Source organism: Vibrio sp. Vb1980 (genome assembly GCF_033338615.1).
In the GTDB taxonomy this organism is placed as follows: domain Bacteria; phylum Pseudomonadota; class Gammaproteobacteria; order Enterobacterales; family Vibrionaceae; genus Vibrio; species Vibrio alginolyticus.
In genome coordinates this window covers 15,050-41,553 of the sequence record NZ_JAWOSZ010000007.1, presented here as the reverse complement: position 1 = coordinate 41,553, position 26,504 = coordinate 15,050, and the positions used below count along the sequence as shown (strand labels likewise).

The following is a 26,504-nucleotide window of genomic DNA, read 5'->3' as shown; positions in this document are numbered from 1 at the left end:
AAAAGCGCACGATAGTCATCGTGCGCTTTTGTTTAAGTGCCTGTAAACATTAGGCTATAACAAATAATCCATAATAATTAGATGTTACATACCGTTGACCAGCTACCATCTGTACCCGGTTCAGTCGCTGTCCACCAGTTCGCTTGGTAAACCACACCGTTGTGGATGATCTTATCACCTTGGTTAGCGTGGCTTGGATTACCTGCCCAATCCGTTTGTGGCAGAGCTGGGTATGTCACTAAACCTGTCGTATCACACGTACCTGGTTCAGTGGTACCACCACCCGTGCCCGCATTGAGATCACCAATTGGTAGATCTGGCTGTTCAAACTTAAACGCAAACTCTTTACCACCAGAAATCACTGAGTAGTTAGCCGGACCAGAGATTGGTAGGTAGTAAACCATATCAAGCTCGTAAGTGCCGCCCGCTGGCAAGTCTTTCCATGCTGGTAGAGAGAACGACACACGGTGCATTACGCCATCTAAGCCACCAATGTTGTTTGCTCGAGTATGTCCAGAAGCAATCACTTTCAAACCACCACCTGATTGGTCTTTCGCATTGTCCGGCGCAGATACTGGGATATCGAATTGGAATTCAGTACCGCCAGGGATCGCTTGACCAGTGTTGTTCGTAAACGTGATTTTCGGGTTAATTGGGTAGTTTTGGTCGCCAACTTTGAAGCCGCCAACACTAACAGTAATGTCTACTGCTTCAGTTGGTGTTGGACCAGTAGCTACTTTGTTACCGTAAGGCGTCGCAGACTTAAACTTGTCGTAGATAGCTTTGGTCATAGTGTTACCCATGTGGTATTCACCATTACCCGCCGCACAAGCTTGTTCAGTGGCATCTACTGCCGTACGGTTACCATTTGCATCCAGTACGTAACAGTTGTAGTCACCGGCTAGTTCCCAGAACATGATACCGCCGATCTCTTTATCGATAACGTAATCGGCTTTCACCTCGATAGAAGCTTTATCTTCCGTAGATAGGAATACGCTCTTCTCTGCGTTCCACAACCAAGGTGCCACAGCAACGCTATCGTAATGACGAGTATAAGTACCAACAAACTTATCTGAAGGATCGTTGACAGGGTCAAGACCGTAAGCAGCTGCGTAAGAGCCCCAAATACCGTTTTCTAGGTTCTTAGCATGCCACATTGGGTTAGAACCAGCGCCCATTTCGTTTCCTTTAGGGTCGGTATCATGCCACATGTTGTCGATACCAATAGCGCCGTGACCACAGTTGTTCTTCTCACCTTCACCTGTGCCCGGTTGGCATTCTGCTTGGTTTGGTAGTGCCGCTCGGCCCCAAAGGCCATTGTCGCCACCAGTAACACCTTGCCAACCACGGGTGTAGTAAGGAACACCAATGTTGATACGACCTGCTGGCATAGAGCCACGGAAGTAATGGTAAGCCCAGTCTGTGTTCAAGTAACCGATACCACCGTATGCAGCAGTGCCGTATACGTTCCACTGCGCTAGCTCAGAGTCTTTACCTGTATCGAATAAAGCCGCGTTATGACCAACGTGATCATTCCAAGCCCCATGCAAGTCGTAAGACATGATGTTTACGTAGTCTAGATACTTAGTTACATCGAAGGTTTCCATCCCACGTAGCAAGTAACCTGAAGATGGTGCTGCGATAGTCAGCATATAATGAATACCATCTTGCGCGGATGCCGCATCAAGTTTCTCACGCAATACTTTCATCAGCTCTTGGTAAGACGCCCATAAATACTGACGACGTGGTTCCATGAAGTCTTTGTCGTAAGGGTTACCAGCACCAGCCATTGACGTCGGGTATTCATAGTCAATATCTAGGCCATCGAACTTGTACTGACGCATCATTTCAACGGCAGAAGTTGCGAACTTCTCAATACCAGCATGATTAATAGAACCGTCCGCATTCGTCGTCATGGTGTAGAAGCCACCATCAGCTACACGATCGCCGTTCGTATCGAAGTGACCGCCCGTTTCAGCCCAACCACCAATCGAGATTAGCGTTTTAACATCATGTTTTTGCTTGTAAGTTGCTAGTGCACCAAAATGACCTTTAAAACCAAGAGCAGGATCTACCTCAACGCCTGGCCAAGTTTTACCTGTAGCAGGGTTGTTAGGATCATTTACGTCGCCAACGTTTACTTTGCCGTCAGAACCAATGCTCACAAACGCGTAGTTAATGTGAGTAAGTTGTTCCCAAGGAATGTCTTTAACAAGGTAAGTCGATTGTGGGTCGTCACCTGCTCGCCAACTGGTGAAGTAGCCGATTACACGACGTGGGTGATCAGCCCCCATTTTCTCACGGCCTTCTTCGTCATAAATAGAACAGTAAGGAACATCTACACCCGTTGTTTGATAAAGACCATCAGGACGACAATTAGATGTCACTGCGCCGCCGTTTACCGTTAACGTTGCAAGTGCAGAATCTGCTGTTGCTCCAGCATCATCGGTTGCTTTCGCATAAACACTTAATGAGCCAGCTTGTGAAGGGGTTACATCCAGCGTGTATGGCGCTGTTGTAGCAGTGCCAGCAAGCACACCTGCAACATAAAAATCAACTTTAGCAACGGTACCATCCGCATCCGTAGCATTTGCAGTCAGTGTTACGGAACCACCCAGGTCAATAGAGTTCGCAGAAAGCACGACATCCACTGTCGGCGCTTCGTTACCAGGTTGCGCTGATGCCACAGTTAACGTCACAACACTTGCCGTACTAACGGCACCTGCATCGTCATAGGCCTTGGTAGAGAACTCGTGCTGTCCTTCAGTTGCTGTCCACGATGCAGCATACGGCGCAGACGTTGCCTGACCAACTAATACACCATCAACAAAGAACTCTACTTTGCTAACAGTCCCATCAGTATCTGCCGCATCTGCAGCTAGGTTAACAACATCACCCGCAGTCACAGAAGCCGACGCAGAAGGCGATGTCAGAGTAACCGTCGGGACTTCATTCTGAGGTGGATCAACCGGTCCAGTGCCATCACAAGCGCCAAGTGTTTCCCACTCGCCCCACTCACCAGATTGCGCTGGATTGTTGTTTTGCGTCCAGTAACGCGCTTTATAAGCATTACCTTCATGCTGAACTTGGTCGCCACCGTTATAAACTTTTGATGATTGCCAAGTTTCTAGAGGGGCACAGTCAACTGCTGCGTAGCTATTGAAGGCCATAAGACAAGAAGCGGTGAGTGTGCTTAGTGTGAACACGTTTTTCACTGCGTTGCCGTTTTTAAGGTGCATAATCGCTCTTCCTTAAGTTATTGTTAAAACAATACTAAATGCGCTAAACGAAGCGCATCTATACTTTTATTTCGACGTAAAATAACTTAAGTACAAGTTGGTGATTTCACACTATCTATTTACGAGTTTTCCACACCGCCTCGCAACAATCCACTAAATGATTGCAACAACGTACCTATTATTTGGCACCAGTAACTAATTTTATAACTTAAATAAATATGTCACTCGCAAATTAATAAAAAAGGTAAAAAAAGTCGCCATTTTGAAATAAAGATCACTAAGCCTTTGTTGACCTTGGCGTTTCATTAAAATGCCGCTTGTACTCGCGACTAAACTGTGATGGGCTCGTGTACCCAACCATTCTCGCTGCATCATTAACACGTCGCCCCTCTAACTGGATCAATTCGCGCGCTTTGTTAAGTCGAACTTTCTTAATATATTGCAACGGAGATTCAAGCGTGACATTGCGAAATGCTTGATGGAAAGCAGACACACTCATGTTGGCTTCTTCAGCCAATGCTTGTACGTTCAACTGTTCGTGATACGCTTGATGTACACGATTTAGTGCTTTAGCTACCCTCGCGTAAGAACCTTCTTGATGTGCTAGGTCAAATAAAACATACCCCTCTTTGCTCACCAAAGTACGATACACAATTTCCTCAAGAAGCAGCTCGCCAAGCATGATGACATCAAGCTCGTCACACATTGCTTTCATTAACCGCTTGCACGCATCCAACATACCTTCATTCATACGTACCGACTTAAGGCCGCAACGGGTAGCATCCAGACACTTATTACTGAATTTCTCACCCTCTAATTTTTTAACGAGTTTATGAAGAAGCGTTGGCGAAATATCTATCGAAATGCCAAGTAAAGGCTCATTGTTTGTCGCAAACGCTTCGCACTCTAGTGGCATGGGAACCCCGACAACAAGGTAATCATCGGGCCCATATTGCACTGGTGTATCACCAATATGAATGTTCTTATGCCCTTGACCCAATACGATGATGCCGGACTGATAGACAAACGGCTGGCGATGATTCCCTTTGCTACTGCGATAAAACCATACGCCATCTATCGCTGTTTTCTTCATACCTTCTAGGTCATGCAGCCCCTGCTTTTCAACATATTGCTGCATGATATCTGCGAGAGTGTGCATTAGAGCGCTCCATCAATGACCAACGAGTTTGGTCTCTATTATCGTTTCGAGCACTATACTTCCTCTCGACTTTAACTTTCTAGCTCAAGAGCATTAATTTTGTAGAAATAGGCAAATTATTTGCAGAAATCGACCTGTTAACGATCGTTAATCAGGACTAATATGCATGTATTCAATCTCCTTCACTGGAAGCAAGAGGGCTAATAATGAACTTTTCTTATGTAAACCCAACCAAGATTTTCTTTGGTCAAAAACAAATCGCAGCAATCAAAGAAGCTATCCCATCCGACCAAAAAGTTTTAGTGGTATACGGTGGTGGCTCCATCAAAAAAAATGGCGTGTACGACCAAGTAGCAGAAGCTCTTGAGGGACATGAATGGCTAGAGTTTTCAGGTGTTGAACCAAACCCAACCAAAGAAACACTCGATAAAGCAGTCGCAATGGTAAAAGAGCATGGTGTTGATTTTATTCTAGCGGTAGGTGGTGGTTCAGTCATCGATGGTTCCAAATACGTAGCAGCGGCATCAAAGTATGATGGTGATGGTTGGGATATCATGATTGGTAAGCACCAAGTCACTGAAGCGACGCCTCTAGCTGCAATTTTGACATTGCCAGCAACAGGCTCAGAGTCAAACATGGGCGCAGTTATCACTAAAAAAGAAACTCAAGACAAACTTCCGTTTATGTCTCCAGCAGTGCAGCCAAAATTTGCCGTGTTAGACCCAGATGTAATGAAAACACTGCCAGAACGCCAGCTTATCAACGGCATTGTTGACGCATGGGTGCACGTATGTGAGCAATACTTGACGCTTCCTACCGGTGCAATGGTTCAAGATGGTTACGCAGAAACACTGCTGAAAACTTTAAAAACACTCGGAGAACAGTTTGCGGAACGAGACGACGATATGTGGCGCGCAAACTTAATGTGGTCTGCTAACCAAGCATTGAATGGGTTAATTGGTAGTGGCGTTCCACAAGACTGGGCGACACATATGATCGGCCATGAATTAACGGCTCTATGGGGCGTTGATCATGCGCGTTCTCTTGCAATTGTCCAACCGTCGTTACTTCGTAACCAAATGCAGTTTAAGCGCCCTAAGTTAGAACAAATGGGTCGCAACGTATTTGGTCTTGAAGCAGGTGAGGATTTAGCAGAGCGCACAATAGAATCTATCGAAGCGTTTTATCATCAACTTGATGTCGCAACTAAGCTCGAAAACTATGGTGAGAGCCGTGAACAAGCTATCGATGCCATCATTGATCAACTAAACAAACACGGCATGACTGTTTTAGGTGAAAACCAGGCGATCACACTTGAACGTAGCCGAGAAATCTTAGAGTTAGCTGTCTCATAACTGCAATAATTCTTCACTGCCCTTCCTAGGGTTTAACGGTATTGTGACTTAACAGTCACAATACCGTTTTTTTATGCTATTTTGTAAGCCACATCACGTTCAAAACGAGGAGGCTTCTAAAAACAACGATTCCCTCCAGACAAAAAATCGGCCGTGTTGGTTAGTAAAGAGACAACTGTCCAGCTTTACACAAATAAAAATAATTGAGATCAAAGAACGAGTTAACTCGTTAATTAAGTTTTGATTTGTTGTAGTGATGTACTACATAATTTTGTCTGTTCGAGAAAACACTTTATGTGGCTAGTTGTTGTCGTATTAGCATTCATACATATCATCAGTATCCGTAAAGGCTCTAAATGGCTCTTTTACGTTTCTAAACCATTACCAGTGCTCTGTATGCTTGGTATTTTAATTCAGTCCCCGGCTTACCCAATGCCATATGCGCATTGGATTTTGATTGGCTTATCGCTCTCGTTGCTTGGTGACGTGTTATTAATGCTCCCTAGAGACAAGTTCATTACAGGATTAGTGCTCTTTTGCTCTGCCCATCTCTCCTATAGTTATGGTTTTGCCATCATGTCAGCGTGGCATTTTACACCTTGGCTCCCAATTGCCTTGTTCGGACTCGGTATATGCGTCTACTGGTTGTTCCGACCGGATCTCGGTAAAGAGAAACGGCCAGTTGCCAGTTATATATTGGTACTGATGACTATGTGCTGGGCTTCGATCGAGTATTATTTGAGTGGGAAAACACAATCCTCCTCCTTTGCAGTGCTCGGAAGCTTTATCTTTATTATCTCTGGCATCGTATTGGCTTTCGAACGCTTTGGAGGACGGTCAATATTTTCACGACAAGTTGTCATGGTGACCTACTATTCTGCACAGACATTAATGGTTATGTCTGTTGTTGCGATTGTTGTTCGTTATCCGTATCTCGTTGAACTGAGTTAGTCATACTCTAGACTGCACCAACATTAAAGAAACATGGATGTATCTTGTAAGCGATCTGAATAGAGTCTTAAAATCATCGCCTACACATTAGCTTATTCTTAATGAAATTACGCGCACAACTTGCTATTGTAAAAGGATATTTTTCCGTTATAGCGTGCCCCTTTGAAAGAGAATACTCCCGTCGTTGAGTTTAGCGACGTAAATAAGTGGTATGGCGATTACCACGCTCTAAAAGACATCAACTTCTCCGTGCATTCTGGCGAGATCGTCGTGGTGTGTGGCCCTTCAGGTTCCGGAAAATCAACGCTCATTCGTTGCATCAACCATCTTGAATCGATTCAAGAAGGCCAGCTTCATGTGTTCGACCAGCCTTCTCACGCAAAATCTCTCAAGCCCGGTAAAATCGGCATGGTGTTCCAACACTTTCACCTTTTTCCTCACTTGACTGTACTGGAAAACCTCACCTTAGCGCCGATTCGCACACTCAAATTATCAAAACAAGAAGCTGAAAAACGCGCAAAACATTACCTAAAGCGAGTCAATATTGAAGAGCAAGCGAGTAAGTATCCTATCCAGCTTTCTGGCGGTCAGCAGCAACGCGTCGCGATTGCCCGCTCCTTGTGTATGGAACCGGATTTACTCCTGTTTGACGAGCCAACTTCAGCGCTTGATCCGGAAATGATCAACGAAGTGTTGGATGTCATGGTTGAGCTGGCTCAAAGCGGAATGACGATGATTTGCGTCACGCATGAAATGGGATTTGCCAAAAAAGTAGCGAACCGCGTGGTATTTATGGATGAAGGCCAAATCGTGGAAATGAACTCTCCAGTCGCCTTATTTGAGACACCACAGCATCCACGAACCCAAGCATTTTTGAACCAAATTTTAAGTTACTGATGATAGTTCGCGTAATCAAACCTGTCCTTCAAGCTATACTGCAAATGACGCTCCTCTTCATCGCGATTGTGTGGGTGTTGGACTCTGGTGCCGACGCTATGGGCTATCAATGGCAATGGGAGCGCGTACCTGATTACATCGCTTTTTATGAAGATGGAGAATGGTGGCCGGCAGAACTTATTGATGGGCTATTGGTCACGCTTAACATCTCGGCTATTAGTCTATTTTTTACCTTAGTATTAGGGTTGGTTACCGCGTTACTAAGGCTTAGCGATTCGAAAGTCGGCAATGTTATTGGTACCACTTATGTCGAAGTAATACGTAACACGCCGTTGTTGGTGCAAATCTATTTACTCTACTTCGTGTTTGGCCCCGTGATTGGTTTGGACCGATTCAGCACCGCCGTTTTGGCATTATCCCTTTTCCAAGGTGCCTACACCGCGGAAATATTCCGTGCAGGTTTAAACAGTATTCCTAAAGGGCAATTCGAAGCAGCACAAACTCTCGGGCTATCACCGTTTTACACCTACAAAGACGTAATTTTGCCTCAGGTTTTACAGCGCACATTACCGCCATTAACCAATGAAGTGGTTTCTTTGATCAAAAACTCTTCCATTGTAAGCGTGATGGCGATTTTTGATCTAACAACACAGGCACGCAACATCGTCTCAGAGACGGCGATGCCGTTCGAAATTTGGTTTACCGTGGCAGCAATTTATCTTGCTCTCACTCTGTCACTTTCTGGCTTGTCTGCATGGCTAGAACACAAACTCGGAGCCAGTTGGCGCAAATTATAAGGAGATAACATGAAGTTATTCAAAGCGACCATTACTGCATTATTAGGGCTAGCCATCGCTATGCCTACAATCGCGAAAGAAGATGTCGCCACACCCAATGTAGATAAAATCAAAGAACGAGGCACTTTGCGCGTTGGTATGTCAACATTTGTACCTTGGGCAATGCGCAACAAGCAAGGTGAGTTAATCGGTTTTGAAATCGATGTGGCCAAACGCTTAGCACAAGATTCAGGTTTGAAAGTGGAATTCGTACCGACTGCGTGGGATGGCATTATTCCCGCACTACTGGCGAAAAAGTTCGACGTGATCATCGGTGGCATGTCGGTTACGCCTGAGCGTTCCAAAAGCGTCTTGTTTACTGAGGCCTACTCGCACTCAGGCGTTCAAGTAGCAGCAAACAAAGAACTCGCCTCTGGTTTTAGCGAATTTTCGGATTTTGACTCACGACGCGTAAAAATTGCGGCTCGTCGCGGCGCATTCACCGTTCAAGTAGCCAGAGAAACCTTCCCGAAAGCGAAGATCCTTCAATTTGATGACGACGCGCAAGCGTTCCAAGAGGTGCTGAATGGTAACGCCCACGCGGTCATTGCTTCTAGCCCAAAACCAGAACATGAGACAGTGAAACACAGCGACAAACTATTCCTTCCATTCTCTGAGCGACTATCACAAGGTAACGAAGCCTTTGCAGTTCGCTTGGGGGAAGAAGATAAAAAGGCCTTTTTCAATAAATGGATTGAAGCAAGAACCCAAGATGGATGGTTAAAACAACGTTATGAATACTGGTTCTCGACATTAGATTGGCAAGATCAAGTCGCGCAAGGCCAGTAATCTAAATGGCTCGTGGACGCCGCGAGCCTATACTCTCCAATCATCCATTTTACTTTTCCATAACTTATCGGAGTCAAATTTTTGGGCGAACACACTACCACTCGCACAGCACCCGCGAAATCCAGCACAGGCTACCTTTTACCGCAATTAAACACACTAGACTGGGTACTACTTGTTATGTGCGGTATCGGTGGTGTTTGGCTGTACCATCGGTCCGCTGTTGGTGTGCATTATTTGTGGCAGTGGAAAGAGGCGCTTGAATTACTTTTCACGCCTAGAGCAGATGGTGGTTTGCCCTACTTCTTCCAAGGTTTGATTTCGACGTTAAGGCTCAGTATTTGGGGCATCAGCTTCGCATTAGTGTTTGGCACTTTGTTAGGCTTAGCACGCTTCTCTCGTTCCGTTTGGTTGCGCACACCTGCCAATGCGTTTATCCAGTTAGTGAGAAACATCCCTCCGTTGGTGTTTGTTTTTATTTTCTACTTTTTCATTTCTAACCAATTGATCCCGTTACTCGGTTTGGAAGATCTTCTACGAAACTACAACGGCGAACCAAATGCGCTACAGCGCTTTCTGTTTGGGCCTTCAAACCTTTGGGAAAACCTTGCCTCTGGCGTGTTATGCGTCGGCTTACTCTCTTCTGCCTACATTGCAGAAGTTGTGCGCGGTGGTTTACAAAGTATCGACCAAGGTCAGTGGGAAGCGGCTGACTCATTGGGCTTGTCTCGATGGGTGAAATACCGATTTGTTATCGCGCCACAGGTGCTTAAATCAATAACACCTGCACTTGCCGGTCAAACCATCTCTTTGGTGAAAGACACCTCTATTGTTTCACTGATTTCGATACAAGAAATGACGTTTGTTGGGACAGAGATGGCAAATTCATCAGGGTATATATTTGAAATTTGGTTGATTGTCGGCCTCGCTTACCTCTTAATCTGTTTTGGTCTGTCACTTATTTTCCGCCATATTGAAGCAAAATCGGAAGCCATTTCAAATTAACTCAACCGCATATGTAATTAGGCACATTTGATTCTTCAAATCAGAATTGCACCCTGTTACATTGGAAAGATGCTAAATTTTCGGCGTTTTTCATGGAGTTAAAGAATCAATCCGACTACGAGCGATACATAAAACAAGATAATCTTGGTGAATATTACGTAGTTCTCAATCAATTCACTTTTCACAGTGTTTATCAGCCAATTTTTGATAAGCACCAACGCGTTATTGGAATGGAAGCCCTCCTTCGTATTCATGGCGCAGACGGCGTTCAAATTCGCCCAGACATTTTTCTCTCCAACGCAAGTATTGACCCTTACTTTCGCTTATGTGTTGAATTTTTATCCCGAGCCATGCACATCAGAAACTTCGCTCGTCACTTTGCCGGAACGCCGATTAAGCTCTTTCTCAATGTTATGCCTCAAACTCTACTCACGCTCACCAAAGACATGGGCTTTAAAGACAACGGCTTGCTTTACAAACGTCTTGCCGATTTGGGTATGACCCCGTCTGATGTGGTGTTTGAGGTTGTAGAAGAATCCTGCGGTGATACTGATTTACTGATTAAAGCCGTACAGTTAATGAGAGCGAATGGCTTTATCTTTGCCATCGATGATTTTGGCGCGCAACATTCCGACATTGCCCGAGTTCAGCAGCTTTGTCCTGACATAATTAAAATTGATCGCTCTTATCTACTCGATTATTGCGCTGGTGATACCTTTTCCATTCGAAGTGCAGTAGATCTAGCAGCAACCATGGGGGCCAAAGTGATTATCGAAGGGGTTGAAGAGAACAACCAGCTGCAGGCCATGCGTCAACTGGAACTCGATTATTATCAAGGGTTTTATCTCGGTAAACCGAGTGCAATTCATCACTGGACAGAATACGCAACCTGCCAATGCACGGTGCATTAAGCTTATCTCGTCATGCCGCATAAGCCACACAAACTATCCCAACAAAAAAGCGCCGAACACATGTCGGCGCTTTTGGTATGTTTGGGTTTGAACACTAAGATTCAATCACTTATAAGATTCTATAGCTTAGAAGAAGTCGATAGAATTACGTCCGCTCTTCGGATCACGAGTGGCTTGCGGTTTGTCTTCTTTTTTGCCTTTCTTAGCAGACTGAGACAACGCTTCTTTCTGCGCTTTACGCTCTTTATGTGCCGCTTTACGGCCTGTTGATTTAGGCCCAGAGGCTTTGGGTGACTTACTTTGACGAGACTTATCTTTACGAGAAGACTGTGCTTCTTTTTTCGCTTTCTTTTCTGCTTTTTGCTCTGCCGTTTCAGGTTCGGTTACTGGCGCATCGCAAACCACAACATAATATTCCTGGTTAAACTCAAAAAAGTCACCATCATACATCTTGCGGCGCTTACGTGTTTCTAGTTCACCATTCACCGCGACATAGCCTTCCTCGATGATATGTTTTGCTTCGCCGCCACCGCTGACCAAGTTTGCGATTTTAAAAAGCTTGTATAGTTCGATTGGATGCGCATCAACATCGATGCCAATCGCTTCGATCTCAATCTCTTCGCCTTCTAAATACTCTTCGTGGTCGTAATCTTGGGTCATGTTACTTACTCTTACTATTTGATGCCCTGAAGTTTAAACGCAATGCTTAAAAATAGAAACCTCTGCCGATGTTCAATCACCGATTCGCCTTGGCATTTGAGCACCTCTTAACCCATTTAACTTGTCGCTCGTTAGCTTGTATACCGATGCGTAGCTCAAACGAAGCTGCAATTACGCAACCTGAAGGTATATACTCTCTAAGTTATTGTTGAAAAGAGTGAATACTTTGTCTCAACCAAGTAGAATTACCTTTGTCACTGCGAACTTGTTTAATTTTGTCGCACCGCCTAACGCCTACTATGATTTCGAGAACATATACTCGTTAGAGCAATGGCGAGACAAACTTTCGTGGACGCAACGTCAAGTTGAAAAACTGGAAGGCGACGTGATTGGCTTACAAGAAGTGTTCAGTATCGAGAAGACCCAGGCATTCTTTTCAACCATCGGCTACCCCTACTTTGCGACCGTTGACACCCCACATGTTGAGGATGAGTACATTTACTCAAGCCCTGTTGTGGCAATCGCCTCTCGGTTTCCAATAGAAAAAGTACAAGCGGTAGAGTTTGACTTAGCAACGCTTGAGCCTTTTGGAGTAAGTGTTGCTCCAGAGTTCAGTCGCAAACCTATCTATGCCCAAGTAATACATCCTGTACTTGGTCATATCGCCGTTTACGTAACGCACCTGAAATCTCAACGCCCGGCCGACTCAGAACAACCAGAAACGTCTAGCACGATTATTGGGCGCTGGTTATCCACCCAGCAAAGAGGCTGGGAAGCAGCGATGTTAAGAGACGCGATGCAAAAGAGGTATCGAAAAGAACCAATGCCGACAGTGTTAATGGGCGATATGAATCAACCTATCACTCCTATCAGCGTTAACAGCGCATTGGTATCCAATACTGGTGACAGCGTCACTGAATTACAACTCAAAGATGGTTGGTTATTGCAAAGTGCCCCCCTGAAGGATGAACGCCCAGCCACGCACTATCATTTTTCCACTGGGAATGTACTCGACTATATCTTGCTCTCACAAGAGTTTGATACCTTATCAGATATATCGGTTGCCGAGGTTGTTGACTATCAGGTGTCTAACCAACATCTGATCAACCCGATTTATGACAGAGATAAAAACGCCAGCGACCACGCATTTGTGGCGCTGACGGCTGAAGTAAAGCTTTGAGCAACCTATTTAGTTACTTAGTGACGTTTCACAATTTTACGCGGGATAAGTTCTACGCCAGGCTTGTAACGCTTGGCGGAAGCGTTGAGTGCTAACTCCATTGCGCTGTCCGCGATCAACTCAAACTGTTGAGGCAAAGAGTTGATTTTCACAGGCAAGAAGTCCAGCAGTCGATTATCACCAAATGTCGCTAAACGCACCTTTCCCATCAGTTCTGGTTTTTCTAGCATTACATCCAACACACCTTCTAACAGTGTGTATGACGTTGTAACAATGGCATCTGGCAATGCGTTCTCTATTAACCATCTCTCTAAGACTTTCTTGCCTTCTTCCCGGGAGAAGTGTTGTCCATAACCCACTGTTGCCGTTTTGCCACCTTGTTGAGAAGCAGATAGAAAACCGAGCTCACGCTCTTTTGAGACTTGAAGATCTTGCAATGCACCGATTAAGCCAATGGACTTAATATCCTCTGACAGTACTGACTGAGTGAGTTCAAGTGCGGCATCAAAATCTTCGCTGATGACACAACAAAAGTGCTCATCATCCATTGGACGGTCTAGCGCGATAACTGGCGTACCAGAATTTTGCAACTTAAGGTAATACTCGTTTGCAGTGGGCATACCACTTGCCACAAACAACGCATCAATGCGACGACTGACTAATGCTTCCGCCACCTTTTGCTCTGTATCAGGATCATCATCAGAGCAGCCAATCAAAATTTGGTACCCCGCTTTCCGAGAGTTCTGCTCTATCAGCTTTGCAAGACGCGCATAACTGGTGTTCTCTAAGTCTGGGATGATAAGCCCAAATGAGCGTGAATTACCTGCCCGCAAGGAAGACGCCGCATGATCTGGCTTATAATTGTACTCATCTACAACGGCCATCACCTTTTTCTGAGTCTTCTCGCTGATGCGGTATTTCTGCGCTTTTCCGTTAATCACATAGCTTGCAGTTGTCTTAGAAACACCCGCTAATTTGGCTATTTCATCCAGTGTCATATTCTAAACCTTATTCTGTGCGCGCGATCATATTAATACATCAACGATCTTTCGATAAGTTGAATTATAAGCTGAACCGATTCAGTATAAAAGCTGAAAGGATTCAGCAAAACTTAAAAATTGACGTAAATCACCCGAACACGCAACAAACCAATTTGTGAGCTAGGCTATAGGACAGCGGCAAAGGCTCGTTTGTTAACGTCAGTTTTTAAAACAGTTTTTCTGAGTCTTTTAAAAAATTTACCAACAAGCTGAATCGATTTAGCTTGAAAGATAAAAGGTTTGAGGAGTGATAAGCGCTCAGAAGCAGCGGCGTTCAACTTCTCACACAGAATACATTTTTAAATTGATACCTTAAGGCTGGAGAAGCACCATGCTTAAGCTAAATAAGAACGACATTACCCTCTCGCAATCAGCGACAGATAAGTTTGAAGCAATAAAGAGTATTGCTCATAGCCTTACTGATAAAGGCCTAGTTGAACGCGGTTACGTTGAAGGCATGCTAAACCGTGAAAACCAAAACTCTACGTTTTTGGGGAACGGTATCGCCATCCCGCACGGTACAACCGACACTCGTGCAATGGTGAAAACAACGGGTGTTGCTGTGCATCACTTCCCACAAGGTGTCGACTGGGGTGATGGCAATACTGTGTTCGTCGCTATCGGTATCGCAGCTAAATCTGATGAACACCTTGGCATTCTTAAACAGCTCACCAAAGTGCTAGGCGCAGATGGCGTAGAAGAGCGTCTGCGTAATGCAAAAAATGAAGACGAAATCATCGCCCTACTGCACGGTGATGTTCAGCTTGAAGCAGACTTTGACGCTTCTTTAATTCAACTGATGTTCCCTGCGAGCGACATGCTACAGATGAGTGCTGTTGCAGGTGGTCTGTTGAAAAATACGGGATGTGCTGATAACGAATTCGTTGCCGATCTCGTTACCAAACAACCAACTCACTTAGGTAATGGCCTGTGGTTAATTGGCAGTGACAAACATGTCACTCGCACAGGTGTGTCATTTGTCTCGACGGCAAACGACTGCGAATATGAAGGTCAAAAAGTGCGTGCACTTTTCGCGTTCGCAGCATGTAACAATGCTCACCAACCTATCCTAAAAACCCTTTCTAATATTGTGTTTAACAATGAACACGGCAAGCTTTTAGATGCATCAGTAGAACAGATTCTTGCTTTGTTCAAGGGTGAAGAAGTCACAGCCGCATCTTCAGAAGAAGGCAATACCGCTGTATTTAAAATCAAAAACTCTCACGGCCTACATGCTCGTCCGGGGGCAATGTTAGTCGCAGAAGCGAAAAAGTTTGAATCCACTATACGTGTTACCAACCTAGACGGAGATGGAAAAGCAGTAAACGCGAAGAGCCTAATGAAAGTCATCGCACTGGGCGTTAAGCACGGTCACCAACTTCAATTTACAGCAGAAGGCCCTGATGCGCCGCAAGCCTTGGAGTCTATCGGAAATGCAATCGCTTCTGGCCTTGGTGAAGGTTAAGGATCCGATATGACAAACAAAACAAATAAGGTTGTCACTATTACGCTCAACCCGGCATTGGATTTAACAGGTTCAGTAAATGAACTAAACGTTGGTTCCGTGAGCTTAGTACAGCAAAGCAATCTCCACGCTGCAGGTAAAGGTGTCAACGTAGCAAAAGTATTGAGCGATTTAGGCGCAGACGTCACGGTTACCGGCTTTCTCGGTAAAGATAACCCAGAGCTATTTCATCAGCTTTTCAATGACATCAACGTTAAGAATGAATTTGTGGAAGTAGAGGGTGCCACTCGTATCAACGTTAAGCTGGTTGAGGCCAATGGCAACGTCAGTGATATCAACTTCCCTGGCGTTCAAGTAGCGGCCGACGAAATTACTCGCTTTGAGGAGACACTATTTCGTCTAGCGGAGACGCATGATTACTTTGTATTGGCAGGCAGCCTACCGGTCGGTGTTACTGCAGAGCAATGCGCAGCATGGATTGAGAAGCTGCATCAGCAAGGCAAGAAAGTGTTGTTCGATAGCAGCAAAGCAGCACTACGCGCAGGCATCGACGCTCATCCTTGGTTGATCAAACCAAACGACGAAGAGCTAAGTGACTTTGTCGGCGAGCACCTTTCAACGCCAGAACAATGCCAAGCTGCTGCGCAAACACTGAGCGACAAAGGCATAGAAAACATCGTGGTTTCTATGGGACCTGACGGTGTTATGTGGCTCAACCAAGGCGAATGGCTTAGTGCAAAACCACCTCGAATGAATGTAGTGAGCACCGTTGGCGCAGGCGATACGCTGGTCGCTGGCTTGTGTTGGGGCCACATGCAACTGATGCCTAAAAACGATTTATTGCGCTTCGCTACGGCACTTTCTGCTTTGGCAGTTAGTCAAGTTGGCGTAGGGCTAACCAGTCAGGAAGAACTGGAAAATATCAAGCGACAAACTGAAGTTAGCGCGCTTTACCCTATTACAAACTTAGAACAAAACTAAGGAACAGAAGGTTATCGTATGAATATTGCCATTATTACTGCCTGTCCGAGCGGTGTAGCAAATAGCATCCTTGCGGCAGGATTACTAGAACAAGCCGCCGCAAAATTAAACTGGAATGCCAAAATAGAATGTCAATCAAGTGTGGTTGAACCAACACTATTGACGGAAGCTGACGTTGAACAAGCAGAAGTCATTGTCATTGCGGCAAATACTAGCGTCGACACTTCTCGTTTTGTAGGAAAAAAGGTTTACCAAGCGGAAATTAGCGAAGTAGCAAAAGACGCAACTGCGTTTCTCCAGCAAGCGGTTGAAAACGCCACTTTACTTGAAAAAGCAACCACACTTGCAGCCCCTATCACTACAGATACAACATCAGCATCAAAGAAGATTGTTGCAATCACGGCATGCCCTACTGGCGTTGCGCATACCTTTATGGCGGCAGAAGCTTTAGAAGAAGAAGGCAAGCGTCGTGGCCATCAAATCAAGGTGGAAACTCGTGGTTCAGTTGGCGCTAAAAACCAACTGACTGAGCAAGAAATTGCAGACGCCGATCTGGTGATCATTGCTGCAGATATTGAAGTGCCACTTGATCGCTTTAACGGCAAAAAGATGTACCGCACGAAAACAGGTCCAGCTCTGAAGAAAACAGCCGAAGAGATGGACAAAGCATTCGAGCAAGCCACGGTGTATCAACATTCTGGTTCAGCTAACTCTTCATCTTCCACCGAAGAGAAAAAAGGCGCTTACAAACACCTAATGACGGGTGTTTCGCACATGCTTCCTGTCGTCGTTGCAGGTGGTTTGATCATCGCTCTATCTTTCGTGTTCGGTATTGAAGCATTTAAAGAAGAAGGCACACTAGCAGCAGCCTTGATGAACATTGGTGGTGGCTCTGCATTCGCATTGATGATTCCTGTACTTGCTGGTTACATCGCGTTCTCAATTGCTGACCGTCCGGGTCTGGCTCCTGGTCTTGTTGGCGGTATGCTAGCAAGTTCAACGGGTGCTGGTTTCCTAGGTGGTATCGCAGCTGGCTTCATTGCCGGTTATGCAGCGAAGCTCCTTGCGGACAAAGTAAAACTCCCACAATCGATGGAAGCGCTTAAACCAATTCTGATCATTCCATTTGTAGCAACATTGTTCACTGGCCTTGTCATGATCTACATCGTAGGCGGCCCAGTTTCAGGCATCATGAACGGCCTGACTGACTTCCTAAACAACATGGGTTCTGACAGTGCAGTACTACTGGGTATTATCCTTGGCGCAATGATGTGCTTCGACCTAGGAGGCCCGGTAAACAAAGCCGCTTACGCATTTGGTGTTGGCCTTCTGGCTTCACAAACTTACGCACCAATGGCGGCAATCATGGCCGCAGGTATGGTTCCTGCGCTAGGTATGGGTTTAGCGACCTTCATTGCGAAGAACAAATTTGAACAAAATGAACGTGAGGCTGGTAAAGCATCATTTGTCTTGGGCCTGTGTTTCATCTCTGAAGGCGCAATTCCATTTGCTGCGAAAGATCCAATGCGCGTGATTCCATCTTGTATGGCAGGTGGCGCGCTTACTGGTGCCCTATCGATGCTATTCGGTGCGAAATTAATGGCACCACACGGCGGTCTATTCGTGCTGCTAATTCCTAACGCAATTTCACCAGTATTAATGTATTTAGTGGCTATTGCAGCGGGTACAGCGGTAACTGGCTTTACTTACGCATTCTTAAAAAGCAAAGCAGAAGCGAAGCAAGAAGTCGCAGCTTAATTAGAGCGACTCCGGTTAACAATGCCACCCTCGAATTTGGCATTTAGCACCTCCCTTTAATTCCGGTTAAGGGAGGTGTTTTTTATTCCGCAGCCGGAACGGCTACAATGTCTACTTCCCCACTGCTCATATCCACCGTTGCTTGATAAGCGCTATGCGGATCACCGTAGTGCTTGAAGGTAAAGTGGTAAACGTTAGCTGGCGTCCACAAGGTTTTTGACTCTGCGGGCAGAATGTCATAGCCGTCTTGCTGATAAAGCTCTGTCGCCATTACATTTGCGATTGCCGCCTGCTGGTTAGCGTCTCGATCCACCTTTGGCTCTAGTGACGGGTTACTTGGATAAGACTCACCGTTGTAACTCATGAGTCGATATGAGCCATTACTCCAAACGATAAAGTCCTGCCAACCATTACTGTAACTGTCGGCTAGTACAATAGGCGTGCGAGTTACCGACATTCGATTAATAACGTTTCCCTCATTATCAAACATATATGCAGAGCAGCCACCACTACCACAGAAATAGCGATCTTGAAGCAACACTATGTGTTCTGCCTTGCCGTCGCTGTTTAGGTCGGCGCTACCCGATAGATAACGTAGATTGTCTTGCTCGAGCGACAGCCCTTCAGGGGCTAAAACCTTACTATCAATCCAACTGGAAATGACTTCAGCACTAACACTGTTGACTTTAGGGGCAGGTTGTTTGGTTTCTGTCGGCATGCTATCCGTCGCGGTGCAGCCAACCAAGGTGAAAGAACCAACGAAGAAGAGTCCGTTTAATATGCGCTTATTCATGTAATCTCAATCTTTGATGTGTCGTTACATCAGTATACGCATGATTTGCATTGTAATCGTAAGAAAATCATTAAAATCAAGCAAATGAATGGTTTGGTATATATTAGTAAGATCAAAAAAGCCCCGAAGAAAACCTTCAGGGCTAGGCAGGAAGCTGGCAAATAGCCAGGAGTCCCTATGCAGTGGTCGGTTTTACCCTAAACAGAATTGCAAACATCACTGGCACCACTATCAGTGTCAGTACAGTAGCAAAACCAAGACCTGCCATAATCGTTATTGCCATCGAGCCAAAGAAGGCATCGAAGACCAGTGGAATCATCCCCAAGATAGTCGTTAGCGCAGCCATACTTACCGGACGAACGCGGCTTATCGCACTATCGACAATCGCGAGGTAAGGATCTTTACCTGACTCCAACTCAAGGTTAATTTGGTCAAGCAACACAATACCGTTTTTCAAAATCATGCCACTTAGGCTTAACAAACCAAGGAATGCTGTAAAACTGAACGGCATGTTCGTGGTAAGCAAACCAAAAGCAACGCCAATGATCGCTAACGGAACGGTGAACCAAATGACCAACGGCTTTTTGATTGAGTTAAACAGTAAAATAGTAATGATGAACATCAACAAGTAACCCATCGGCAATGAACCGAATAGGCCTTCTTGTGCATCTTTGGATGATTCGTACTCACCACCCCATGTGATTTCGTACCCTTCTGGAACATGCAATGCCATCACTTTAGGCTGTACACGAGCAAATAAGCTTGCTGCCGTGTCGTCACTCAACACATCATGGTCCGCGAGAACGGTTAACGTACGCTTACGGTCACGACGCTGAATTAGCGGCTCACTCCAATCCAGTTGAACGCCATCAATCACTTGATCAACCGGAATATACGTTTGCAACGAAGGACTCCAAATGGTCACGTTTTGTAGTGATTCAAAATCTACGCGTTCTTCTTCAGGAAGGCGTGTCATAATTGGCAACGTATGTGTACCATCACGCAAGTAACCTAAGGTGCTACCACCAAACGCCATTTGCAGTGTGCTTGAAAGATCTTCTTTCGAAATACCTAAGCGACGAGCTTTAGACTCATTGAAAACGGGTACAAGTTCCTTGGTGCGCTCTCGCCAATCGTGACGAATGTTTCGGGCACCAGGATCGGTATGAAGGATGTCTTCAACTTGCACCGCCAAGTCACGTAAAACTTGTGGATCAGGGCCAGTAATACGCGCTTCGATCTTAGACGCTGGTGATGGACCAAATTCCATCAATTTAAACTGGAACGTAGGCGCATCAAATGTTTTCGCCAGATTCTCATCTAACTTATGCAGTAAACCAAACATTTTCTCACGATCAGTCGCGCGAACTTGGAACTGAGCGTACGCTTCGTAACTTTTTTCTGGTTGATAGGTTAAAGCAAAACGCTGTAGGCCCTGCCCAATCGAAGCAGAAACAAAGTCAATATCATCTTGCTGACGAATGTAGCTTTCGACCTCTTCAGCTTTTTTGATCGTTTCACGGATGTCAGTACCCTCTGGCATCCACATATCCACGTAGAACATCGGCGTATTCGATGGTGGGAAGAACTGCTGTTTTACATTACCAAATGCCACGACAGCACCCACTAATAGCGCCACCATGCCAGCAACGGTAAGCCAGCGGAATCGCAATGCAAATTTCAGCGATGCCCCAAATACGACAAACAACCAGCCTTTATAAGGATCATCTTCGCTAGTACCTTGCTCTTTGTTTTCCTCTTTCAACAAAAGATCGGCAAGGAAAGGCGTCAGTGTAATAGCGGTAATCCAGCTTAAAAATAGTGAGAAACACAGCACCCAGAATAGAGAGCCCATGAACTCACCTGTCGCATCTTGCGACAAGCCGATAGGTGCAAAAGCCGTAATTGCAATAACAGTCGCGCCCAGCAAAGGCCATTGTGTTTGCTTTACAATATCGACAGCCGCTTGAACTTTGGTACGCCCTTTCTTTAGGCCAACCAATATGCCTTCCACGACAACAATCGCGTTATCAACCAGCATACCTAAGGCAATAATTAACGCGCCAAGAGAAATACGATGCAGTTCGATGTTGTTGTAATTCATCAAAATGAAGGTACCAAATACCGTCAATAACAACACAACTCCAATGATGACACCACTGCGTAAACCCATAGTAAACAGCAACACAATGATTACGATCGCCACTGCCTCCGCTAGACTAATTACAAACGCTTTAACAGATTCATCCACCTCATTGGCTTGGTTGTAAAAGTAGTTCATATCGATGCCAGCAGGCTTGATAGACTCAAGGCTCGCGAGCTCCGCATCCAAACGTTCACCAACCTCAACCACGTTCACACCCGATGCAAACGAGATACCGATATTAATCGCTTTTTGACCGTTAAAGAGTACGACGTTGCCTGGCTTCTCTTGAATACCGCGAGAAATCGTTGCTACGTCTTTTAGACGAATTAGATTTCCTGTGTCACGGCCATGAATGATCAGATTTTCTAGTGCTTCTACAGTGTTTAAGGTGCCGCTTGGGCGAATAACAAGGCTTTCGCCATTGACCATCACTTCCCCTGCTGAAACCACATTGTTTTGCTGGTTCAACAAGCTCGAAACCACATTCATGTCTAAGTTCAGTGCAGCAAGGCGATCAAGTGAGATCTCAACGAATAGCATTTCTTGCTGATCGCCCGTGATGTCTACCTTACCAACACCATCAACAAGCTCGATTTCACGGGTCAGGTAATCCGCATAACGTTTCAGCTCTACATAGTCGTAATCGTCACCAGTGAGCATTAACATCACGCCATAAACGTCACCGAAATCATCAATGATCTGTAAAGACTGAACACCTTGAGGCAATGATGGTCGTAAATCATTAATTTTACGGCGCATTTCATCCCAAATTTGCGGCAGTTCATCAGGACCATAGTCCATTTCCATGCTCACCGTTATTTGAGACATACCATTAGAAGACGTAGAGGTAATTTTGTCGATATAAGGGAGTTTTCGAATCTCTTTTTCTAGAGGATACGTCAGCTCTTCTTCAACTTCTTTTGACGTCGCGCCAGGGTATGTTGAGATGATCATGGCATCTTTGATCGTAAATGCCGGGTCTTCTAATCGTCCAAGCTCCAAAAATGACGTTAAACCACCAACAGCAAGGATAATAATGAACAACCAGCTGATGACTTTGTTTTTTATTGAATACTCAGCAATGTTCATTATTGGTTATTCTCCACAACATCCACATGTTTACCTTCGCGTAATTTACGCAGATTTGAATTAATCAGAATATCGCCCTGGCTAACACCTGACGACACAATGGCTCCATTGCCATTCACTTGAGAAATCATGACAGGCACTCGTGTGACAATGTCACCTTCTTTTTTCCACACAAAGAACTCATTCCCTTCACTGCCTGCTTGAAGCGCCGTGACAGGAACACTGTAACCATCAATAGAGGTAATGCCCGCCTTCACCATATCGACCAAAACGCTTACGCTGGTTCCCGGCAATATCTCTGTTTTTGGCTGTGGCATCGTCAAGTACATTTCGTAGGTTTGAGTTTCAGCGTTGGGTTCACTTGTGTGCTCTAAATAGTCCAAAGCAAATCTGCCATCGATGCCGGAGAAGGTTGCTTTAGGCTTGTAGCTCATGCTGTCTGAGTTTGGGTCTACCATCGCTAAAACATTGTCGGAAAGCTCAATACGCACGTAAACCAAATCGTTTTGGTATAGGTTTAACACGGGTTCACCAATTGCCACACGCTCAAAACGTTCTTTGAAAACATCAGATACTTTACCGGCGAACGGGGCGAATAAACGGGTGTAATTCAATTGATTGGTCGCGTTATAGAAAGTAGCCTCAGCTAGCTCTTTATTGGCGGTTAGCTCATCAAGTTCCGCTTTTGAAATCATTTGACGTGCATACAAGTCTTCACCGCGTTTAAGCTGACGAATTGCAAGTGTGTATTGTGCTTCTGCGTCATTCACGGCTTGCTTCTCTTTACTATCATCTAGCTTTGCGATCATTTGCCCCTGCTTCACAACGTCACCCGCTTTAACCAATACGTGCTGAACTTCCCCAGCGCGGCGAAATGCCATTGGCGTTTGCTCTGCAGGCACTACTATGCCTTTGAACGCGCGATGTTGACTTTGTACTGGTGCATCCACCGAGATAGTCGACACAAAAAGTGGCTGCTCGACGATAGCTTGGTTTTCATTTTTGCACCCTGTTAAAACTGCAAGTGCAATCGCAGAGATCGTAAGTAGAGAACGTTTCATTAAATGCCTCCCTCACGAACCCAAGCTTTCACCACTTGTCCTTCAACCAGTCTCTCAACACCAGCAATAACAACGTAATCATTGTTATCAAGCCCGGCTTTCACACCACCTGCTGCGTCAAGTGAGACAGTGACTTTATTGACCTGCTGCGTGTTTCTGTCCATTACCCAAACTTCACCTTGCGTCCCATTTTTGTTGACCCAAGCAGACTGAGGTAACGTCATCGCGTCCGATACATGTTGTTTAGCAATGTGTACCTGCCCTGTCATACCTGTCAGCAAATTGCGATCTTCTGGCCGAGTGATGGTCACGATCGCCTCATAGCTATTGGTATCGATGTTTGGCTGCGTCGAAATTTCTTTAAATTGCCCAGGAATACGTTTTCCTGGCTCGCTATCCATCATCACCCACATATCGGAGTTTTGCAGTGACTCAAGTGATACAGATTCCGCATAACTTACTGGCAAGGTGAAAGATACATCCAACGTCGTGTTATCAATGAGATTCAAGATCTCCTGCTTCTCTGCGACTACTTGAAACGGGTTGACATAGGTATATGACACAATGCCATCAAACGGCGCGTGAATTTTGGTATAGCTCAAATCGGTTTTAGCTTGTTCGTAGTTCGCCAATGCCGCTTTATATTGAGTTTCTTTCTGATCGTACTCATCAGTACTAATGAGTTTTTTTCCGTAAAGGTTTTTCGCGCGGTCCCATTGTGTTTTCGCTAACGCGTACTGCGCTTGAGCGGCATCTAACGCAAGCTGAAGATCTCTAGGGTCTAACGTTGCGAGCACTTCACCTTTTTGGACTTTTTGACCCATGCGTACACGTAATTCATCAACCTCTCCACCAACCTGAAAAGAAAGCTGCGCGCGATGTGTTGCATCAATACGCGCTAAAAAGGCGTGCGAGTCTTCAAGTTCTAGGTCTTTCACCGCCAGTAATTTTACAGGTTTGATTAAAGGTTCAGACGGCTCAGAAATGGCTTTATTACACCCAGTTAGCATCCCAGAAAGACTTAATGTCACCACTGCGCCAACTAAAGTGCGCTTTAAATATTGTTTTCGCACCCGCTTTCTCCGTAGGTTTTATATATTACACAGCCGTGCAGTATAAGCAGAATTTGAAATTGATCAACATATTTTCCAGGTGGATAGCAAATTAATTAGTCAAAGCGTTCGGTTTCTGGTAAAAGTAAGCGCGTGATTAATATTCGGGAAAATTCGAACTATGAATGAAAGAAAGCAGGGGCGTAGAAGTGCTGAAGCAGCAGAACAAACTAAGTGTCTGATCCTTAAAGTGGCAGCAGATATGTTTTGTGAACTTGGTTACGAGCGTGTCTCGCTGCGCAATATCAGTGAAAAGGCTGGTGTTTCACATAGTTTGATCCGTCACCACTTCGGCAGCAAAGAGAAAATCTGGCAAGCGGTTAGCGATGCAATGGACGAGTTCATGCAGTGCTATATGGCTGAACTCATCAATGAAATGCCGGAGAACACACCTTCGAATAGAAAAATTTATCTGTTTATGGTTCGCATGCTAGCATTTGCTCTCGTCAATCCTCACCCAGTACAGATGATCGCCGATGCCATTCGACAAGGCGATGACGGTGCTCTACTGCAGTATTTCTTAAAGTCAAAAGATGAGTTCGCTGCAATATTTACCGGAATTTTCGAGCAGTACAACAGCGAAAACCCTAATGCACAATTTGATCAGTGGGAATCAAAGTGGCAAATGTTGATCTTCGCACATGGTGCTGTCAGTCTCGCACCAATGATGCAAGAAACATGGCCGGATATTGCAGATAATCGCGAAAAACTGCTGATCAAGCATTGGGAATTGTTTAATACCATTATGGCCTCTCAATTTGGGATCCCAAAAGAAGAGATGATTCATCCGGAAAAGCTTGAAGATATCGTTATTGATATGTGCTGTACTATTGATGAAGCAGTAAACTAAAAGCAAACAAGCGAAAAGAAGACATAAAAATGCCGAGCTACAAAGCTCGGCATTTTTGTTTCAATTCGTTTTAACCACGGTAGTAGCGTTGTGGTACGAACGGCATTTTTTCAACTGTCATTGGTAGCATTTTGCCACGCACTTCAGCGAACACTTCAGTACCAATCGCCGCCAAATCCGCACGAACATACCCCATTGAGACTGGCTTACATGCATTCGGGCCCGCCGTGCCGCTGGTTACAACGCCAATTTTAACGCCGTCAGCATCAAACAGTTCAACACCTTCACGCACTGGCGCTTTGGTTTGACCTACTAGACCCACACGCTTACGCGCCACATCTTTAGTCTCAATCTGTTTAAGAATAATGTCTGCGCCAGGGAAACCACCTTCACGTTCACCACCAATACGACGAGCTTTTTGGATACCCCATAGCAAGCTCGCTTCAACAGGTGTTGTTGTTGTGTCTAGGTCATGACCGTATAGACAAAGGCCACACTCAAGACGAAGTGAATCACGAGCACCAAGGCCAATCCATTCAACTTCATCTTCCGCAGTCAGTTTACGTGCTAGCTCTTCCGCTTTGTCAGCAGGAACCGAGATTTCGTAACCGTCTTCGCCTGTATAACCACTACGAGAAACAATGCACTCGGCGCCTAAAACATCGACTTTACAAATATCCATGAACAGCATTTCAGAAACTTCTGGTGCAAAACGCGCCAATACAGCCGCCGCTTTAGGGCCTTGGATTGCAAGTAGAGCTCGGTCTTCGATAGTTTCTAGCTCAACACCAGATGGTAAATGCGCTTGTAGGTGTGCGATATCTTGCGCTTTACATGCTGCGTTCACAACCACAAACAGATGATCGCCTAGGTTAGCCACCATCAAGTCGTCCATGATGCCGCCCTCTTCATTAGTGAAAAAAGCGTAACGCTGTTTACCAGACTCAAGATCCACAATATCCACTGGGACTAATGTTTCTAGGAACGCAGCTGCACCGTCACCAATTAGGCGAAGCTGTCCCATGTGAGAAACATCAAACAGACCTGCCGCATCACGAGTATGTAAGTGTTCCTTCTTTACGCCTAGAGGATACTGAACAGGCATATCGTAACCCGCGAACGGGACCATTTTGGCACCAACTTCAACGTGAAGTGCGTGTAGTGGTGTTTTCAGTAGTTCTTGAGTCATTTTCGTCTCCATTTAGATAGACCCGAGAATGCTATCGGCAT

General features: G+C 45.3%; 21 protein-coding genes. 12 read left to right on the top strand and 9 right to left on the bottom strand.

Going from position 1 to position 26,504, the window contains the following annotated elements:
• Positions 1 to 77 precede the first annotated feature (77 nt).
• Both R7F64_RS12770 and R7F64_RS12765 read right to left on the bottom strand, forming a co-directional pair.
• Positions 78 to 3,239, bottom strand: a complete 3,162-nt coding sequence (locus tag R7F64_RS12770) for a chitinase C-terminal domain-containing protein (RefSeq protein ID WP_318071751.1) — start codon at positions 3,237 to 3,239, stop codon at positions 78 to 80.
• A 277-nt stretch (positions 3,240 to 3,516) separates the two neighbouring features.
• Complete coding sequence (locus tag R7F64_RS12765; protein WP_017634187.1) at positions 3,517 to 4,398, bottom strand: AraC family transcriptional regulator; 882 nt, start codon at positions 4,396 to 4,398, stop codon at positions 3,517 to 3,519.
• A 206-nt stretch (positions 4,399 to 4,604) separates the two neighbouring features.
• Between R7F64_RS12765 and R7F64_RS12760 the strand changes: the two genes are divergently transcribed.
• The 7 genes from R7F64_RS12760 to R7F64_RS12730 all read left to right on the top strand — a co-directional run bounded on the left by R7F64_RS12760 (position 4,605) and on the right by R7F64_RS12730 (position 11,139).
• Positions 4,605 to 5,753 (top strand): iron-containing alcohol dehydrogenase, encoded by a 1,149-nt coding sequence (locus R7F64_RS12760; RefSeq protein ID WP_005386076.1) that lies wholly within the window; start codon positions 4,605 to 4,607, stop codon positions 5,751 to 5,753.
• A gap of 294 nt (positions 5,754 to 6,047) precedes the next feature.
• Positions 6,048 to 6,704 (top strand): lysoplasmalogenase, encoded by a 657-nt coding sequence (locus tag R7F64_RS12755; protein ID WP_005376394.1) that lies wholly within the window; start codon positions 6,048 to 6,050, stop codon positions 6,702 to 6,704.
• Positions 6,705 to 6,866: 162 nt separating this feature from the next.
• Complete coding sequence (locus R7F64_RS12750) at positions 6,867 to 7,601, top strand: amino acid ABC transporter ATP-binding protein (protein WP_053307675.1); 735 nt, start codon at positions 6,867 to 6,869, stop codon at positions 7,599 to 7,601.
• The gene (locus tag R7F64_RS12745) at positions 7,601 to 8,398 is read left to right on the top strand and encodes an amino acid ABC transporter permease (RefSeq protein ID WP_258457411.1); all 798 of its coding nucleotides are present in this window, start codon (positions 7,601 to 7,603) and stop codon (positions 8,396 to 8,398) included. Before R7F64_RS12750 ends, R7F64_RS12745 begins: the two co-directional genes overlap by 1 nt.
• Positions 8,399 to 8,407: 9 nt before the next feature.
• Positions 8,408 to 9,226, top strand: a complete 819-nt coding sequence (locus R7F64_RS12740) for a transporter substrate-binding domain-containing protein (protein WP_318071750.1) — start codon at positions 8,408 to 8,410, stop codon at positions 9,224 to 9,226.
• A gap of 81 nt (positions 9,227 to 9,307) precedes the next feature.
• The gene (locus R7F64_RS12735) at positions 9,308 to 10,228 is read left to right on the top strand and encodes an amino acid ABC transporter permease (RefSeq protein ID WP_318071749.1); all 921 of its coding nucleotides are present in this window, start codon (positions 9,308 to 9,310) and stop codon (positions 10,226 to 10,228) included.
• A gap of 92 nt (positions 10,229 to 10,320) precedes the next feature.
• Positions 10,321 to 11,139 (top strand): EAL domain-containing protein, encoded by an 819-nt coding sequence (locus R7F64_RS12730; RefSeq protein WP_054700950.1) that lies wholly within the window; start codon positions 10,321 to 10,323, stop codon positions 11,137 to 11,139.
• A gap of 126 nt (positions 11,140 to 11,265) precedes the next feature.
• Here the strand turns inward: R7F64_RS12730 and R7F64_RS12725 are convergent, their stop codons facing one another.
• On the bottom strand, positions 11,266 to 11,799 hold the full coding sequence (locus R7F64_RS12725; protein ID WP_005376400.1) for an RNA-binding S4 domain-containing protein: 534 nt from the start codon (positions 11,797 to 11,799) through the stop codon (positions 11,266 to 11,268).
• 226 nt (positions 11,800 to 12,025) lie between these two features.
• On the opposite strand from R7F64_RS12725, the gene R7F64_RS12720 reads away from it, so the two are divergent.
• Positions 12,026 to 12,979 carry an endonuclease/exonuclease/phosphatase family protein gene (locus R7F64_RS12720; RefSeq protein ID WP_005376401.1) on the top strand — a complete coding sequence of 318 codons (954 nt, stop codon included), beginning with the start codon at positions 12,026 to 12,028 and terminating at the stop codon, positions 12,977 to 12,979.
• Between the two features lie 17 nt (positions 12,980 to 12,996).
• Here the strand turns inward: R7F64_RS12720 and cra are convergent, their stop codons facing one another.
• Positions 12,997 to 13,977, bottom strand: a complete 981-nt coding sequence (gene cra / locus R7F64_RS12715; RefSeq protein WP_005376402.1) for a catabolite repressor/activator — start codon at positions 13,975 to 13,977, stop codon at positions 12,997 to 12,999.
• 373 nt (positions 13,978 to 14,350) lie between these two features.
• Here cra and fruB point away from each other — a divergent pair, with 373 nt between their 5' ends.
• Genes fruB through fruA form a run of 3 tightly spaced genes read left to right on the top strand, consistent with a single transcriptional unit; the run spans position 14,351 to position 18,223 of the window.
• Positions 14,351 to 15,484 (top strand): fused PTS fructose transporter subunit IIA/HPr protein, encoded by a 1,134-nt coding sequence (gene fruB / locus R7F64_RS12710; RefSeq protein ID WP_005376404.1) that lies wholly within the window; start codon positions 14,351 to 14,353, stop codon positions 15,482 to 15,484.
• A 9-nt stretch (positions 15,485 to 15,493) separates the two neighbouring features.
• Entirely contained in the window at positions 15,494 to 16,465 is a 972-nt protein-coding gene (gene pfkB / locus R7F64_RS12705; RefSeq protein ID WP_238972403.1) for a 1-phosphofructokinase, read from the top strand.
• An 18-nt stretch (positions 16,466 to 16,483) separates the two neighbouring features.
• Positions 16,484 to 18,223, top strand: coding sequence for a PTS fructose transporter subunit IIBC (fruA, locus tag R7F64_RS12700; protein WP_005376409.1), 1,740 nt, complete (start codon positions 16,484 to 16,486; stop codon positions 18,221 to 18,223).
• A gap of 82 nt (positions 18,224 to 18,305) precedes the next feature.
• Here the strand turns inward: fruA and R7F64_RS12695 are convergent, their stop codons facing one another.
• The 4 genes from R7F64_RS12695 to R7F64_RS12680 all read right to left on the bottom strand — a co-directional run bounded on the left by R7F64_RS12695 (position 18,306) and on the right by R7F64_RS12680 (position 24,385).
• Entirely contained in the window at positions 18,306 to 19,016 is a 711-nt protein-coding gene (locus tag R7F64_RS12695) for a hypothetical protein (RefSeq protein ID WP_005376411.1), read from the bottom strand.
• Positions 19,017 to 19,191: 175 nt separating this feature from the next.
• The gene (locus tag R7F64_RS12690; RefSeq protein WP_005376413.1) at positions 19,192 to 22,251 is read right to left on the bottom strand and encodes an efflux RND transporter permease subunit; all 3,060 of its coding nucleotides are present in this window, start codon (positions 22,249 to 22,251) and stop codon (positions 19,192 to 19,194) included.
• On the bottom strand, positions 22,251 to 23,312 hold the full coding sequence (locus R7F64_RS12685) for an efflux RND transporter periplasmic adaptor subunit (protein ID WP_318071748.1): 1,062 nt from the start codon (positions 23,310 to 23,312) through the stop codon (positions 22,251 to 22,253). Before R7F64_RS12685 ends, R7F64_RS12690 begins: the two co-directional genes overlap by 1 nt.
• Positions 23,312 to 24,385 (bottom strand): efflux RND transporter periplasmic adaptor subunit, encoded by a 1,074-nt coding sequence (locus tag R7F64_RS12680; RefSeq protein WP_318071747.1) that lies wholly within the window; start codon positions 24,383 to 24,385, stop codon positions 23,312 to 23,314. The genes R7F64_RS12685 and R7F64_RS12680 overlap by 1 nt, the downstream gene beginning before the upstream one ends.
• Positions 24,386 to 24,545: 160 nt before the next feature.
• Here R7F64_RS12680 and vdeR point away from each other — a divergent pair, with 160 nt between their 5' ends.
• Positions 24,546 to 25,274 carry an efflux transporter transcriptional repressor VdeR gene (gene vdeR, locus R7F64_RS12675; protein ID WP_005376423.1) on the top strand — a complete coding sequence of 243 codons (729 nt, stop codon included), beginning with the start codon at positions 24,546 to 24,548 and terminating at the stop codon, positions 25,272 to 25,274.
• Positions 25,275 to 25,344: 70 nt separating this feature from the next.
• Here the strand turns inward: vdeR and gcvT are convergent, their stop codons facing one another.
• Positions 25,345 to 26,463: a glycine cleavage system aminomethyltransferase GcvT gene (gcvT, locus tag R7F64_RS12670; RefSeq protein ID WP_318071746.1), complete on the bottom strand. Its 1,119-nt coding sequence runs from the start codon at positions 26,461 to 26,463 to the stop codon at positions 25,345 to 25,347.
• Positions 26,464 to 26,504: the final 41 nt, after the last annotated feature.

Bases quoted from the DNA above. Each gene is read 5' to 3' on its own strand.
- R7F64_RS12740 (WP_318071750.1), top strand. From the start codon at position 8,408: ATGAAGTTATTCAAAGCGACCATTACTGCATTATTAGGGCTAGCCATC.
- R7F64_RS12755 (WP_005376394.1), top strand. From the start codon at position 6,048: ATGTGGCTAGTTGTTGTCGTATTAGCATTCATACATATCATCAGTATC.
- R7F64_RS12690 (WP_005376413.1), bottom strand. From the start codon at position 22,251: ATGAACATTGCTGAGTATTCAATAAAAAACAAAGTCATCAGCTGGTTG.
- R7F64_RS12745 (WP_258457411.1), top strand. From the start codon at position 7,601: ATGATAGTTCGCGTAATCAAACCTGTCCTTCAAGCTATACTGCAAATG.
- cra (WP_005376402.1), bottom strand. From the start codon at position 13,977: ATGACACTGGATGAAATAGCCAAATTAGCGGGTGTTTCTAAGACAACT.
- R7F64_RS12695 (WP_005376411.1), bottom strand. From the start codon at position 19,016: ATGAATAAGCGCATATTAAACGGACTCTTCTTCGTTGGTTCTTTCACC.
- vdeR (WP_005376423.1), top strand. From the start codon at position 24,546: ATGAATGAAAGAAAGCAGGGGCGTAGAAGTGCTGAAGCAGCAGAACAA.
- R7F64_RS12730 (WP_054700950.1), top strand. From the start codon at position 10,321: ATGGAGTTAAAGAATCAATCCGACTACGAGCGATACATAAAACAAGAT.
- R7F64_RS12685 (WP_318071748.1), bottom strand. From the start codon at position 23,312: ATGAAACGTTCTCTACTTACGATCTCTGCGATTGCACTTGCAGTTTTA.
- fruB (WP_005376404.1), top strand. From the start codon at position 14,351: ATGCTTAAGCTAAATAAGAACGACATTACCCTCTCGCAATCAGCGACA.
- fruA (WP_005376409.1), top strand. From the start codon at position 16,484: ATGAATATTGCCATTATTACTGCCTGTCCGAGCGGTGTAGCAAATAGC.
- gcvT (WP_318071746.1), bottom strand. From the start codon at position 26,463: ATGACTCAAGAACTACTGAAAACACCACTACACGCACTTCACGTTGAA.
- R7F64_RS12725 (WP_005376400.1), bottom strand. From the start codon at position 11,799: ATGACCCAAGATTACGACCACGAAGAGTATTTAGAAGGCGAAGAGATT.
- pfkB (WP_238972403.1), top strand. From the start codon at position 15,494: ATGACAAACAAAACAAATAAGGTTGTCACTATTACGCTCAACCCGGCA.
- R7F64_RS12765 (WP_017634187.1), bottom strand. From the start codon at position 4,398: ATGCACACTCTCGCAGATATCATGCAGCAATATGTTGAAAAGCAGGGG.
- R7F64_RS12760 (WP_005386076.1), top strand. From the start codon at position 4,605: ATGAACTTTTCTTATGTAAACCCAACCAAGATTTTCTTTGGTCAAAAA.
- R7F64_RS12770 (WP_318071751.1), bottom strand. From the start codon at position 3,239: ATGCACCTTAAAAACGGCAACGCAGTGAAAAACGTGTTCACACTAAGC.